This is a genomic window from Serratia sp. TSO36, assembly GCF_057808395.1.
Genome location: NZ_JBJZOU010000024.1, coordinates 157,137 through 171,107, shown reverse-complemented (window position 1 = coordinate 171,107; position 13,971 = coordinate 157,137). Strand labels below are relative to the sequence as shown.

Sequence of the window (13,971 nt, the reverse complement as noted above, 5' to 3'; positions counted from 1 at the left end):
TGAATCGATGTCAGAAGAAATACTTGAATCTGGCGCGCATGCCGTAACGTTGATCGTTGTCGCCGTTGGCGATCTTGTTGTCGGCGTTGGCCTCCAGCAGCGACACATAGGCGCCTAAATACAGATTGAAATTCTTCATATTCATAATGTCAGGTATCTGATACGACGCGTGAACGGTGTGGATGTCGTAGTTGCCCGGTTCGCTGAGCGGGTTGTGGATATCGGCGGCGATCCCGGCGGTATTGAACTCTTTGATATTGTTATGGGCATAGATATAACCCAGTTCGAAGCGCCGCCACAGCACGTTGACGCCGGCGGTGAAGTCTTGCTCGCCTGAGGCATCCAGATAGGCGGTGCTCAGGTTGGCAACCACACCGTTGTCCGGATCGGCGGCGCTGTTGTTCCAGCTCATCGTCATGCCGTAGCCGTTGCGCTTGGACTGATCGACGAAACGGCCCTGGCTGTCCCGATAGCCGTAGGCGTTATTCACCACGTTGCTTTCCATCGCCGCCGCGATGCTGAAGGCGTCTTTTTTCCAGGCGATCACCGGCCGTAAATAGGCGACGTTTTTCTTATTGTCCAGGGCGTTGCCGTGGTAGCTGTTGTCCTGGAACAGCGAAGTGCCGTCCTCCACCAGCGTGTTCAGCTCGAAATAGACATCACCGGCGTATTTGCTCAGCATCAGGTTGCCGCCGCTGCTGCTGCGGCCGCGGCCCTCTTTCATCATGTAGATATAGCCGAAGCCGTCGGCGTACAGATCGTTGGCGGTATTGCCGGAGTATTGAATGAAGGTGTCCTGATTCAGCGGGAACATGTCGTAGGCTTCAAAGCGGCCGATTTTGGTTTGCCAGTTCTTTTCATTGCCGAAGAAGAAGGCGGCGTCGTCCAGGTTCATTTTGCCGGTCATGTCCGCCAGCGGCTGCACGCTGAAGCCGGAGAAGTTGCCGTCCGGATTGCGGCGGTAGCCGTCCAGCCCGACCAGAATGCGGCCGTTGATATCCCAACGTTCTTTGTTGCCGGGCTTCCAGTCCTTGTGGTCGCTGCCTTTCAGCGACGTTAGTTGGCCGCTGCGGCTGGCGCCGTCCAGATTGAACTCCACATCCCCGTACAGCTTCAGGTCATTGAATCCGCGCAGCTGCAGCGCGCTGGCCGGGGCAACCGGCGTTTCCGGCGTGGCGGCCTGCTGCGCAATCTGCGCGGTTTGCCGTTCGGTGTTGGCGGTGCGTTGTTCCAGCTGTTGCGCCCGACGTTCCGCCGCCGTCGCGCGGGTTTCAGCCTGTGCGGCGCGCCGTTCCGCCTGCGCCAGACGTTGTTCCAGCGCGTTGAGACGCGCCTCGATGCTGCCGCTGCCCGAGGCCGCTGCGCTGGAAGCGGAGAGGAAAAGCCCTGTTGTTATCGCCAAATAGCTGAGTTTTTTCATCATCGTATATCATCCGGGTAAGGGTTGTTATTATTGTTTGCTAAATTGCTAAACCGGTTTTTCATGGCGAAAGATAACGAGAGCGAAGCGAGCTGGCAACTCAGTTAGCTAACCCGATTCAGCTATTGTGATCGAGCGCGCAAATCGTGGGTAAAAGAGCACGGCGAACCTGCGGATCGCCGTGAATGCTGAAGATCAACGCAGGAAAGCGGCCAGCTCGTCGGCGCGGGGCAGGGCGGTCATGGCGCCTTTGGCGGTGGTGGCCAGCGCGCCGCAGGCCTGAGCCTGGGCGATAACCGCCGGCCATTGCGCTTCCTGCGGCAATTCGTGAAGGCGCGCCAGCGCCGCTAACAGCCCGGCGACGAAGGCGTCGCCGGCGCCGGTGGTATCGACCGGCACGATCGATGGCGCGTGGAAATGGCGCAGACGCTGCCCATCGTGTACGCAGACGCCGTCGCCGCCCAGCGTCACCAGCAGCAGGCGCAGCGGATAGGTTTGCATCATCCAGCGAATGGCGTTCTCCAGATCGTCAAGATGGCTGATGAAAGCCAGCTCTTCGCGCGACAGTTTCACCACGTCCGCCAGCAGCAGCGCCTTTTGCAGGCAGGGGCGCAGCGCTTCCGGCTGGCGCCAGACCTCTTCGCGGATGTTGGGATCGAAACTGACCCGGCCACCGGCCGCCCGAATGCGTTCCATCGCCGTAAAGGCCGCGCTGCGGCTGGGCTCCTGTGAGAGCGCGATGGAGCAGAGGTGCAGCCATTCGCCCCGTTGGAAAACCGGCAGATCGTCGGGCTGCAAAAACAGATCGGCGCTGGGCTGCACCATAAACGTGAATGAGCGCTCACCCTGCAGATCGAGATCCACCACGACCGTGGAGGTGTGGTGTTCGGGATCCGGCCGCATATGGCCGATATCCACCCCTTCATCGCTCAGCACCCGCTGCAAAAAGGCGCCGAAGCTGTCTTGCCCCACTCGCCCGATAAAAGCGCTGTCGCCACCGAGCCGGGCGATACCCACCGCCACGTTAGCCGGCGCGCCGCCGGGGCATTTGAGATAACCGTTGGCATTTTCCGGCACCAGGTCGATCACGGCGTCGCCCAGTACCCATACGCGATTCATCATGCTTAATCCCTGTTTTTGTCCTTGTCAGATGGGCTGCTAAAATAGAAGAACCGGTTTAGCAAGGCAATGAAATAATGCGCTGGGGCGTTGGGAGGGTGAGGAGGATCAATTTTTTTCGGGGGTCGGGGGGAAGAGAACCCGCCCCGCGAGCCGGCTCGGGGGCGAGGTAGCGGGGCGGTTTAGCCCAGTTTCGGATACACGCCCGGGCCGATTGGCAACCCAAGCGCATACCAGACCAGCAGCAGCAAAATCCACACGCTGAAGAACACCACAGGATAGGGCAGGATCAGCACGTAATAAGTGCCGAGCTGCGCGTCTTTGCGGTAGCGCTGCAGGAAGCCGAGGAACAGCGGCAGGAACGGCGACATCGGCGCCAGCGGCAGCACCGCAGAGTCGGCGATGCGAAAGATCATCTGGGCGAACGCCGGGTGGAAACCGAGCAGCATAAACATCGGCACGAAGATCGGCGCCAAAATTGACCAGATCGCCGAGCCGCTGGCGATGAACATGCACAGGAAGGCGGAGAGGAACATCAGGCCGAGAAATGCCGGCGCGCCACTCATGCCGGCGGCTTCCAGCATATCGGTCAGGCCGACGGCCATAAACTTGCCCATGTTGCTCCAGTTAAAGAACGCCACGAACTGCGACAGCGGAAACACCATCACGATAAAACCCGCCATGCTTTTCATCGGATCGAGCAAGTGGTGGGGAATGTCATCCGGCCGCCGGATCTGTTTGGTGACTACGCCATAGGTAATGGCGACGGTGAAGAAGAACAGGATGATGATCGGCACAATGCCCTTGATGAACGGGGAAGGGATCACCGAACCGGTGTTCGGGTCACGCAGCGGCGCGGCCTCCGGCACCACCAGAGCGGCGATGATGGCGATAAACACCAGCGCGGCGATGCCGCTCATCATTAGCCCCCGGTTTTGCAGCGGGGTCAGCGCTGCGATTTTGTCTTCGGCGCCGCCTTGCCACTTCGGCAGCCGGGGCTCGATAAACTTGTCGGTGAGCAGCGCGCCGGCGATGGTCAACACGATCACGGAGGTGGCCATAAAGTACCAGTTGTCGATTACGCTAACGTGAACCGCGCCATCCACCGCTTTGGTGGCTTCGGTGCTGATGCCGGAAAGCAATACGTCGGTGGTGACGATCAACAGGTTGGCGGTAAAGCCGGAGGCGACGCCGGCGATCGCCGCCAGCAGTCCGGCTATCGGGTGGCGGCCCACCGCCACAAACATCAGCGCGCCAAGGGGCGGCATCACCACCAGCGCGGCGTCCGACGATATATGGCTGAAGAAGGCGATAAACAGCACCATATAACTGGCGTAGCGGGCGCTGACGCGCGAGGCCATTTTATACATCAGCGCCTGCAGCAGGCCGACCTTTTCCGCCAGGCCGGCGCCTATCACCAGCGCCAAAATAGCCCCCAGCGGCGCAAAGCTGCTGAAGTTATGGATGATGTTGGGAAATATCCACTGCATGCCCGCCACGCTCATCAGGTTATTGACCTTGATGAGCTCGCCGGTGGCCGGATTTTTCACCGCCACGTCGAGCCAGGAAAACAGCGCGGTGGCCAGCATAAGCACCAGGATCAAATAGACGAACAGTAAAAACGGATTGGGGATCTTATTGCCGATGCGTTCCACCCAGTAAAAAACGCGTCCGGGGCTTTTATTGATTGGCGTTGTGGCCTCACTCATGATTTTACCCTCTGTGTTTGCTCTGTTGTGTGATTGTTATTATTTGATTTATTTATAATTATGCTTAGTGGCCCGGTTCTCCGGGCCCTGTCTGTTCATGCTATTTCAATGGGGAGGGTTTCACCCCCTGCGGGATTGGGCAGCGGTATGGCTGTTCGGCGCGCCGGCGTTCAAACTCGCTGCGGCAGCGCGCCAGCAGAGCGCTGTCGCTCAGCAGATCGATGGCGGTCGCCGCCATCACCTTGCCGGCCAGGCACATGCCCTTATGGGCGATAGCGGTGCGGCCCTGCGCCACCAGTTGCCAGGTGTGCAGAGGGGTGCCGAGTGCGAAACAGGGGCTAAAGCATTGGGCAGTCGGCGCCACCCAGCTTACGTCGCCAACGTCGGTAGAACCGTACAGCAGGTCGTCGGATTCCACATAAGGAGCGACCTCGTCCATCAGCACCTTATCTCCCAGCAGCTGCACCCACTCGCGCCCGGCTGCGCCGCCGGTGCGGGCAATGTTGAGTTTGGCGTTGCGCAGATCGTCGCGGCTCAGCGTCTGGCGGATTTCCTCGGCGAAGCGGCGTTCGGCGTCGCTGTACTCGGGCAGACCGAAATCACACAGGTTTTGATACATCGCGCGTTCCAGGCTGCGGTTCGGCACATAGTTGGAGCAGGCCTTGTCGAAGCGCACTTCCATCTGGGTGTCAGTCATCAGCGCTGCGCCCTTGGCGATGTTAATCACCCGTTGGTAAATGTCCTGCGCCTGGTCGAGCTGCGGCGCGCGGATCAGGTACAACACCTCGGCGTCGGCCTGCACCACGTTGGGGGAGCTGCCGCCGGTGTTGGTGACCGCGTAGTGCAGCCGCGCTTCTTGCACGATATGTTCGCGCAGGAAGTTGGCGCCGGTATTCATCAGCGTCACCGCGTCCAGCGCGCTGCGCCCCAGGTGCGGCGAGTTGGCGGCATGGGCGGCCACGCCCTTGAAGTGAAACGCCGCCTGAATGTTGGCCAGCGTACTGGTATTGAACATGCCGCTGAAGCCTTCCGGGTGCCAGGTGAGGGCGGCGTCGACGCCGTCGAACAGGCCTTCGCGCACCATAAAGGTTTTGCCGGAGCCACCTTCTTCGCCCGGGCAGCCGTAGAAGCGCAGGGTGCCGGTCAGCCGGTTTTGCTGCATCCACGCCTTGGCGGCGAAGGCGCCCGCCAGCGCCGCGGTGCCCAGCAGGTTGTGGCCACAGCCATGGCCGTTGCCGTTTTCCACCAGCGGCTGCGGCGTGGCGCGACCCGCCTGCTGGCTCAGCCCGGCCAGCGCGTCGTACTCGCCCAGCAGCGCGATGACCGGGTGGCCGCTGCCGTAGCTGGCGATAAACGCCGTCTCGATGTCGCCCACGCCGCGCTCAACCGAGAAGCCTTCCTGCTCCAGCGCATCGGCCAGTAACGTGGCGGAATAGATCTCGTTGAAGCGCGTTTCCGGGTGGTCCCAAATCGCGTCGCTCAGCGCACTGAAGCGGGGCCGGCGTTGGTCAATGTAGTCGTCGATAAATGCCTGCAGTTCTGAGTTGCTCATGCTTCGCTCCCGAATGTCGGCAGGTTCAGCGCCAGCGACGCCAGCGTTTTCACCGCCACCGCCATCACCTGCTCGTTGAAGTCGAATTTTTCGTTATGGTGCCCGGCGCTCAGCTCGGTGCCGAAAATGACGTATGAGGCCTGGCCGCCGTGGGATTTCACCCGCTCCATCATGTAGGTGGCGTCTTCTGAACCCGCAGCCTGTTCGCGGCGATCGACCACCGAGGTCAGCTCGGTTACCTGCTGTGCCTGGTGGCGGATGTAATCCACCCACGGTTGGGTCGGTTTGCTGCTCTGCGCAGCGCCCATCAGCGCGATGTCGCAGGCGACGCCGTGCATCTTGGCTGCGCCTTCGATGGCGTTCAGCGCCTGCTGATAGACGAACGCGTTGATCTCATTGGTGGCGCCGCGTGTTTCCACCTTCATAAACGCCCGATCGGCGATCACGTTGCGGCCGGTGCCGGCCTGCAGCACGCCGACATTGATGCGCGAGCTGCCTTCGCTGTGGCGCGGGATGGCGTAAAGCCCCAGCGCAGCCTGGGCCGCTGCCAGCAGAGCGTTGCGACCGTCTTCCGGCCTGGCGCCGGCGTGGGAGGCGACGCCGCGGAAGGTGACGTCCAGCTTGCTGGTGGCCATAAAGCTGTCGCTGCCGCACACCAGCTCACCGGCCGGCACGCCGGTGCCGATATGCACCGCGGTGAAGAAATCGACGTCGTCCACCACGCCGGCCTCCACCATCGATTTTGCGCCGCGGGTGCCTTCTTCCGCCGGCTGAAAGATCAGTTTGACGGTGCCGCTAAGCTGGGGCTCCAGGCTTTTGAAGACGTGCGCCAGCCCCAGGCCGATGGTGGTATGGCCGTCATGACCGCATGCATGCATCATGCCGCTGTTGCAAGAGGCGAAGCCTTCACGGAACGGCAGGTGTTCGGGTTCCAGCAACTCGTTGAGATCGAGGGCGTCCATATCCACGCGGTAGGCGATGGTTGGGCCGGGGCGGCCGGTATCGAGCGTTGCGACGATGCCGGCGAAGCCGCCGGAAAAGTGCGGCAACCATTTTTCCAACGCCCCCTGATTGCGGGCGCGCTGTTCCTGCGCTTCCAGCTCATCGGACGAAGGCAGCCCCATGCGAGACTCGGCCTTGATGACCTCGCGGCCCAGCTGCAGGCGATACCCCAGCCGATCGAGTTCTTCCGCCACCAGGGTAGCGGTGCGGAACTCAAACCAGCCGGACTCGGCATAGCGATGGAAGTCGCGGCGCCAGGCCTGCAATTGCGGGTACAAATCGGCCACCAACATCGAAAGCGAATTAGTCATAGTGATATCTCATAAGTTATCGCGCGCTGGATCGCTCCAGGCAGCAGTTATGCTCTGAACTGAAATCAGACGGTGAAGCTATTGCAAAGAAAAAGGTGTATTTGGTTACTAACTGCCGTGAATGGTGCTTATTGGCGCAGAAAATGCGCTTAATTAAGCGAAATAAGAATTTGGTTATTTATTATGTTTTTTCCGAATGTACACAATGGAATCTGGCTAAATAAGATGCCAATATCTTGCTATTGATAAATAACGGTTATCGCCTTTCGCCTATGCCAGCCTCGATAAAATTGCACCAATTACGTGCATTTGTGGACGTTAGCCGCCAGGGCAGCATCCGCGCCGCCAGCCGCACCTCACGCCTTTCCCAGCCTGCACTGACCAAGGCCATTCAGGAGCTGGAGGAGGTGCTGGGCGCCAAGCTGTTTATTCGCCGTAGCCAGGGTGTGGTCTTGACCGACTGCGGCGATAACTTTTTCCAGCATGCCAGCCTGATCCTTGAAGAGCTGCGGGTGGCGCAGGAAGATATCCAGCAGCGGCTGGGGTTGGCGGGCGGCACGGTGAATATCGGCGTCGGTGGCAGCATTGCGCGCACCGTGATGCCGCAGGTGGTCACGCAGTTTCATCGTGAGTATCCCAACGTGAAGGTGCGCATCGTCGAGGGGCAGCTGGTGTCGATGATCCCTGAACTGCGCCAGGGCGAGCTGGATTTTACCGTCAATACCTACTATCCCAGCAGCCTCGACAACGAGTTGCAGTACGAACGGCTGATGGAAAAAGAGTATCGGGTGGTGGTGCGCAAAGGGCATCCGATGGAGGGGGCGACCTCGCTGAAACAGCTGCAGCACTGCGACTGGACCATGCCGACACCGAAAGGCAGTTATTACCGGTTATTGCACGATCTGTTCGGGGACTTGGGCATGGCGCCGTCGATCAGCGTGACCTGCGAGACCTTTATGGCTTGTACCAGCCTGGTGGCGCAGAGCGATTTTGTTAGCATTCTGTCGGTGGACGTGATTTCGGATCCGATTCTGGGCAAGCATTTGGTGCCGCTCGAGCTGGAAGAGAGTCTGCCGAAAGCGACGTTTTATCTTATCCAACGCAAGGACACCACTTTGACGCCGATGGGCGCGCACCTGGCGCGCCTGTTTCGCCTTTACTGTCGGTGATACCGAGGCCCCGGCGGGGCCTCGGTATCAGAAGGCGATCGACCCCTGCACGAAGAAGGTGCGCGGTTCGCCGACGTACTTGCCGAAGTTATTGTCGTTGGAGCGGGTGAAGTAACGCTGATCGAACAGGTTTTTCACCCCGGCGCCCAGCGTCAGGTTCGACAGCTGCGGCCCGAAGTTATATTCCCCGCGCACATTCCACACCATGTAACCGGCGATATCGCCGAACTGACCATCGGCGCTTTCCTGCGTGACGTACTCCGGCCCGGTGCCCGGCGAATGCTGTTTGGACTGCGCGTAGCCGTCCAGATTCCATACCCAGCTGCCGGTGGCGTAGCGCGTGCCGACGGTATAGACCTGGCGCGAGTAGAACGGCAGGTCTTTACCGGCGAAGTCGCCCTTATCGGTGCTGGCCTTGGTGTAGGTATAGCTGGTATAGACGCTGGCGCCGTCGAGCGCCCGGTTCAGCTCGCTGAGATCGTAGCTGAGCGCCAGCTCGATACCTTTGTGCTTGGTGGCGCCCATATTGGTCCAGCCTACGTCGTTGCTGATGTATTGCAGCTGATTATCGAAGTCGATGTAGAACAGCGTGGCTTCGGCTTTGACCACGGTATCGTCGTAGCGGGTGCCGAATTCATAGGTATGCGCTTTCTCCGCCGTCAGCCCCGGCGCAGGTTGGTTGCCGTTGCCGCCTTTGGTCAGTTGGAAATACTGCATGCTGCCGAACGAGGTGTTGGCGTTGGCGAACAGCTTCCAGGCATCGGACAGGTGGTACATCACGTTCAAGGACGGCAACGGTTCGCTGTAGCTTTTCTCGCGGCTGATGTTGTTGAAGGCATCGTCCACGTGGGTGCGGATGCTTTCATAACGCAGGCCCGGCGTGACCGTCCAGTTGCCGACGTTGATGGTGTCGTCGATATAGAACGCGTTGGCCGCGGTGCCGCCGGAGGTGTGCTGGTAATAGTCCGGGGTCTCCGGCGTCGAGCCGATATCCGCCGGATTATACCAGGCCGAACGCGACGCCTTTTCGTCCATGGTTTCATTCAGGTAACGGTAACCGAGGGTGATCTCGTGCGCCATATCCCAGAAGCGGAAGACCTGCGAATAGCTTGGTTCGATAGCCCAGGTTGAATAGTGACGCGGATAGGAGACCATGCGCCGCTGGCCCGCGTTTTTGCCGGTGCCTTCCGATTCGATGTTGCTGCCGCGGTAGCTGTCGGTGAAGTAGGTCAACACTTCGAACTGTTTGTCGTCTTCCTGATGTTTGTACTTGAACGACATATCCTTGCGGCGGCCTTCGAACTGGTCCCACGGCCGCGTGGATTGGAACGGGTTTTGCGCGTATTGCGCGGCACTCAGCCCGCCCGGCATGCCGGCTTTGGCGTCGTAGTAGTGGAAATTGGCCAGCAGCTCGTCGCGATCGCTGAACGCATAACGCGTTTTCAGCATGAAATCGTCGATGTCGGTGTTGTCGTTGTTGTCGCGGTAGCCCTGACCGTGCAGGCCGGAGTAGAGCAGCTCGGCGCCGAGGCCGTTGTCTGCGGTGCCGCCCACGGAGGCGCTGGTCAGGGTCTTCAGGCCGCCGTGGCTGGCACCCTGGGTTTGTACGCTGGCGGTGCCGCCAAACGTTTTGGGAATGTCTCGGGTAACGAAGTTGATCACGCCGCCGACGTTCTGCGGCCCGTAGCGCACCGCGCCGCCGCCGCGCACCACGTCCACCGATTGCAGATTACCGATAGACAGCGGGGCCATCGACAGCTGCGGCTGGCCGTAAGGCGCGACCGCCAGCGGGACGCCGTCCATCAAAATGGTGGAGCGCGGAGAAAGACGCGAAGTCAGGCCGCGCACGCCGACGTTGAGCGAGATGTCGCTGCCGCCGGTGCCGTTGCTGTCGCGCACCTGCACGCCGGGTACGCCGCGCAGGCTGTCGGCGATGGTTTGGTCGCCCTGTTCGTGCATCTGCTGCTGGGTGACGATGGAACGCGCGCCCGGATGGTTGAGCAGCACCGAACTGGTATCAGGGTTGTCCAGCCAGTTGCCGACGACGGTCACAGTGTCGGTATCGTTCTGAGATGAATTATCAGTAGCAAGGACAGGGAACGCGACGGCGATGGCAGCCGTCAGCAGGGAAAGCCGAAAAAGAGGTGACATAATAATGCCTTAAGAGTTTCAGACCCGGATGTGTTTTTTTAGAAAAGACAATCTTAATGATAATTATTGGCAAGTAAATAGAATTGTTACGGGATAGTTAAGTGGGTAACTAAATAATGAATGCGGGAAACAGAGCCCGGCTGGCGGGCCCTGGCGGGGGTTATTGCGGCGTAAGCCAGAAGACGCCGCTGTAATCCAGCGCGGTGAATTTCTGATGCACCATTTCGATATCCGCTTGCGGATCAATATCTTTAAACAGCGCCGGGTGCAGGAATTTGGCGATCGCCTCAACGGCGATAAAGTTGAGCGGCGTGTCGTAAAATTGATGGTAAATCGCCATCACGCGTTTTTCTTTCACCGCTTTCAGCACGTTAATGCCGGTGCGATCCAGCAGATGCGCCAGTTTCTTTTGGCTGGTGGCCATATCGGTAGCGTAACCCAGCGGCACCGCCAGCGTGCCGCGATGCCCGCGGCTCCAGTCGGCGCCGGTCAGCAGATAGAAATCCGGGTTGCTGCTGATCACCTGCTCGACGTTCACTTCACCGCCCATGTCTGAAAACAGCTTGCTGCCGATATTGTTGCCGCCAGCGGTATCGATGAACTGCCCGAAGCTGCCTTTGCCGAAGGTGTTGCAGCACTGATCGCCTTTGATGCCGGCGCTGCGCTCGATGAAGACGCTGGGGCGCTGCTCCGGTTTCAGCGTGGCGACGCGCTGGCGCACCAGCTCGAGGCGCTGCTGATAGAGGCGAATAAAGGCGTCGGCGTTGGGCTGCTCGTCAAACACTTTACCCAACAGCGCCATGCTGGCGACGGTGTTGGTCAGCGGCTGCTGGCGAAAATCGATGATCAGCACCGGGATGCCGACTTTTTCCAGCTGGGTCAGTACGCCGCTGTCTTTCAATTTGCTCAGCAGACCGATGTCGAAAATGATCAGGTCCGGTTGGCGCACCACCGCGCTTTCCACGCTGAAATCACTGGTGTAGGGGTTGTCGAAGGTAGGGATTTGCATGACCTGCGGAAATTTTTTCGCATAGGCCTCAACCAGATCCGGTGCTTTGACCTTCAGCGAGTTGTCCCAGGCGATGATGTTTTTCAGCGGCTGCTGCGGGTGCAGAATATTCAGCGCCAGCAGCGCGCGGGCATCGGCCAGAATAACGCGTTTGGCCGGTTGCGGCAGGGTGACCTGACGGCCGGCGACATCGGTGACGACGATAGGCGCGGCTTGAGCGGCGCCGGCCAACAGCAAAACGCAGGCGGCCAACCAGCGGCCGGCTTTGGCGATAAGAACAGCGGGCATGAAGATCCTTGGGTAATCGGCTGGGAACGAGAACGCAATGATAAGCGATATCCTTTCGCTTTTTGAACTCCCTTGATGCCGATCGATTACCCCTGGCCCATCAGCGGGTCGCTGACGCTGTGTTCGCCATCCTCCAGCCGCCCCGCCAGGCGGCGCAGCCAGCCGTCGGTGCCTTGCAGCGTAAGGTCATACCAACCGCCGCTGGCGCGGGCGTCAAACGCTTGCTGGTGGCTGCCGCCCGCCGGCAGCGTGATAGGCCACGGCCCTTGCTGCGTGTAGGGGCAGCGTTCGAGGGTGACCGCTATCGCTTCGGTGCCCGGATTGTTCAGCTGCAGCAGCAGGCTGCGGCCTGTCGGGCGTAAACGCACCTCCGGCTGTGGCCGGCTCAGGGTGCCGCGCAGCTCGCGATGAAAGCCGTTGGGGCCGAGCAACCACAGATGGTACTCATTCTCCGCCAGCCAGTCGTCGCTGACCGCCTTACCCGCCTCGACGGTAAAACGGCGCGGGATCTGCGTCAGATCCCGCCGATCGTAGACGTGAAACACCGCTCCCTGCTCGCCGGTATTGAACAGGTTCAGCGTCACGCGGCGCTGCTCGGCCGCGACGGTGGCTTCGACGTGCAGCTGGTAGGGCAACGCGCGGGAAGGGCGTGCCAGGCGGCGTTGATGGGGCAAGCGCTGGTGGGCGGGGGATGGCAGCGGCACCTGCGGCAGCTGTTCCTGACGCAGGCGCAGGCCGTCGGCGGCGTGGCGGCTGGTGGCGGGCAGGCTCGGCAGCGCTTCGCCGTTAGGATCGACAAAGTTGAACGCCGAGGTGAGATCGCCGCACACCGCGCGGCGCCAGGCGCTGATGTTGGGTTCATGCACCTGAAAGCGCTTTTCCAAAAATTGCAGCACCGAGGTGTGATCGAAGACCTGCGAGTTGACCCAGCCGCCGCGGCTCCAGGGCGACAGCACCAGCATCGGCACCCGTGGGCCGGGGCCGTAGATGCGGCCGTCCGGCGGCGGTTGATCCTGCGAACCGGGCGGGGCCACGTGCTGGAAGATCTCGGTGTCGAACGGCACGGTCGATTTACCGGCGAAGCTGCCGTCTTCGCGCAGCGACGGCGCGGAAGGCGAAGGCATATGGTCAAAAAAGCCGTCGTTTTCGTCGTAGTTGACCAGCAGGACGGTTTTACTCCACACCTCCGGGTTGTCGGTCAGCGCGTTGAGGATCTCTTGGGTGAACCAGCCGCCCTGCACCGGGCTGGAGGGATCGGGGTGTTCCGAATAGGCCGCCGGCGCGATGATCCAGCTGACCTGCGGCAGTTTGCCCTGCTGCACGTCGGCGCGGAATCCGGCCAGCATGGCGTCCAGATCGTTGCCGTCGGCGGCCGGCAGGGTGTTGCCGTTGCCCTTGTACAGCGGCGCGGCCTCGTTGAGCGCATCGCTGTAGGTCACGAAGGCGTTGAAGTCTTTCGGCGGCCGCGCCGGATTGCCCACCTGAATGCTGGCGGCGCGGTATTGGCGAAAACCCGCCAGCGGGTTGTCGGTAAAGTTGTCCGGCAGGAATTGATACACCTTCCAGCTGACGCCGCTTGCCTCCAGCCGTTCCGGATAGGTTGTCCACTGGTAGCCAATCTCCGCCGGGCCGGGGCTGTCCCACTCGTTGACCACCACCGCCACGTCGGCGGCGGACGGGCCGTTGGTGCCGGTCCAATGGAACAGCCGGTTGGTGTTGGTACCGGCGTGAATGGAGCAGTGATAGGCGTCGCACAGGGTAAAGGCGTTGGCCAGCGCGAACTGGAACGGCAGCTCCTGCTGGCGGTAGTAGCCCATCGAGGCCGGCGTTTTGTAGGTGGGCCAGGCGCTCATGCGGCCGTGATCCCAGGCGGTTTGCTCATCCACCCACGAGTGCGGCGTGCCGGTGACGCGCTGGGCGTTGCCGCGTTGGCTGTCCAGGTGGTAGGGCAGCACCAGCCGCTCGGCTCCCTGCTGCTGCCAGACGTGGCGATCGCCGGGCAGTGGAATGGTGAAGCGATCGCTGAAGCCGCGCACGCCAGGCAGGGTGCCGAAGTAGTGGTCGAAAGAGCGATTCTCCTGCATCAGGATCACCACGTGTTCGACGTCGCGCAGGGTGCCGGTGCGGTTATTGGCGGGAATGGCCAGCGCTTTGCGAATCGAGGCGGGCAACAGTGAGAAAGCCGATCCGATGGCGGCAGCCCGCAGGATGTCTCTGCGTGAAAGGTCAGGCATGCGTCGT

At 60.9% G+C, this 13,971-nt stretch carries 9 protein-coding genes; 1 reads left to right on the top strand and 8 read right to left on the bottom strand.

Features of this window, described 5'->3' with window-relative positions; genetic code table 11:
• Positions 1-10: 10 nt before the first annotated feature.
• The 5 genes from ACK3CV_RS21560 to ACK3CV_RS21540 form a co-directional block, all read right to left on the bottom strand.
• A complete protein-coding gene (locus tag ACK3CV_RS21560) occupies positions 11-1,420 on the bottom strand; it encodes a carbohydrate porin (protein WP_164039657.1) in 1,410 nt (469 codons plus the stop codon).
• A gap of 195 nt (positions 1,421-1,615) precedes the next feature.
• The gene (cscK, locus tag ACK3CV_RS21555) at positions 1,616-2,542 is read right to left on the bottom strand and encodes a fructokinase (RefSeq protein WP_060431358.1); all 927 of its coding nucleotides are present in this window, start codon (positions 2,540-2,542) and stop codon (positions 1,616-1,618) included.
• Between the two features lie 179 nt (positions 2,543-2,721).
• Positions 2,722-4,248, bottom strand: a complete 1,527-nt coding sequence (gene abgT, locus ACK3CV_RS21550; protein ID WP_028127596.1) for a p-aminobenzoyl-glutamate transporter — start codon at positions 4,246-4,248, stop codon at positions 2,722-2,724.
• 100 nt (positions 4,249-4,348) lie between these two features.
• Entirely contained in the window at positions 4,349-5,800 is a 1,452-nt protein-coding gene (locus ACK3CV_RS21545; RefSeq protein WP_164039639.1) for a M20 family metallopeptidase, read from the bottom strand.
• Positions 5,797-7,113, bottom strand: coding sequence for a M20 family metallo-hydrolase (locus ACK3CV_RS21540; RefSeq protein ID WP_164039642.1), 1,317 nt, complete (start codon positions 7,111-7,113; stop codon positions 5,797-5,799). The genes ACK3CV_RS21545 and ACK3CV_RS21540 overlap by 4 nt, the downstream gene beginning before the upstream one ends.
• Before the next feature lie 272 nt (positions 7,114-7,385).
• Between ACK3CV_RS21540 and ACK3CV_RS21535 the strand changes: the two genes are divergently transcribed.
• Positions 7,386-8,282, top strand: a complete 897-nt coding sequence (locus ACK3CV_RS21535; protein ID WP_025304273.1) for a LysR family transcriptional regulator — start codon at positions 7,386-7,388, stop codon at positions 8,280-8,282.
• A gap of 27 nt (positions 8,283-8,309) precedes the next feature.
• Here the strand turns inward: ACK3CV_RS21535 and ACK3CV_RS21530 are convergent, their stop codons facing one another.
• The 3 genes from ACK3CV_RS21530 to ACK3CV_RS21520 form a co-directional block, all read right to left on the bottom strand.
• Positions 8,310-10,433 carry a TonB-dependent receptor family protein gene (locus ACK3CV_RS21530; RefSeq protein WP_172905091.1) on the bottom strand — a complete coding sequence of 708 codons (2,124 nt, stop codon included), beginning with the start codon at positions 10,431-10,433 and terminating at the stop codon, positions 8,310-8,312.
• Between the two features lie 160 nt (positions 10,434-10,593).
• Positions 10,594-11,730 (bottom strand): ABC transporter substrate-binding protein, encoded by a 1,137-nt coding sequence (locus ACK3CV_RS21525; RefSeq protein ID WP_033636036.1) that lies wholly within the window; start codon positions 11,728-11,730, stop codon positions 10,594-10,596.
• Positions 11,731-11,816: 86 nt separating this feature from the next.
• Positions 11,817-13,964 carry a phosphocholine-specific phospholipase C gene (locus tag ACK3CV_RS21520; RefSeq protein ID WP_164039645.1) on the bottom strand — a complete coding sequence of 716 codons (2,148 nt, stop codon included), beginning with the start codon at positions 13,962-13,964 and terminating at the stop codon, positions 11,817-11,819.
• Positions 13,965-13,971 lie beyond the last annotated feature (7 nt).

Excerpts from the sequence above, each read along its gene's own strand:
- ACK3CV_RS21530 (WP_172905091.1), bottom strand. The coding sequence starts at position 10,433 with ATGTCACCTCTTTTTCGGCTTTCCCTGCTGACGGCTGCCATCGCCGTC.
- ACK3CV_RS21540 (WP_164039642.1), bottom strand. The coding sequence starts at position 7,113 with ATGACTAATTCGCTTTCGATGTTGGTGGCCGATTTGTACCCGCAATTG.
- ACK3CV_RS21525 (WP_033636036.1), bottom strand. The coding sequence starts at position 11,730 with ATGCCCGCTGTTCTTATCGCCAAAGCCGGCCGCTGGTTGGCCGCCTGC.
- abgT (WP_028127596.1), bottom strand. The coding sequence starts at position 4,248 with ATGAGTGAGGCCACAACGCCAATCAATAAAAGCCCCGGACGCGTTTTT.
- ACK3CV_RS21520 (WP_164039645.1), bottom strand. The coding sequence starts at position 13,964 with ATGCCTGACCTTTCACGCAGAGACATCCTGCGGGCTGCCGCCATCGGA.
- ACK3CV_RS21535 (WP_025304273.1), top strand. The coding sequence starts at position 7,386 with ATGCCAGCCTCGATAAAATTGCACCAATTACGTGCATTTGTGGACGTT.
- ACK3CV_RS21560 (WP_164039657.1), bottom strand. The coding sequence starts at position 1,420 with ATGAAAAAACTCAGCTATTTGGCGATAACAACAGGGCTTTTCCTCTCC.
- ACK3CV_RS21545 (WP_164039639.1), bottom strand. The coding sequence starts at position 5,800 with ATGAGCAACTCAGAACTGCAGGCATTTATCGACGACTACATTGACCAA.
- cscK (WP_060431358.1), bottom strand. The coding sequence starts at position 2,542 with ATGATGAATCGCGTATGGGTACTGGGCGACGCCGTGATCGACCTGGTG.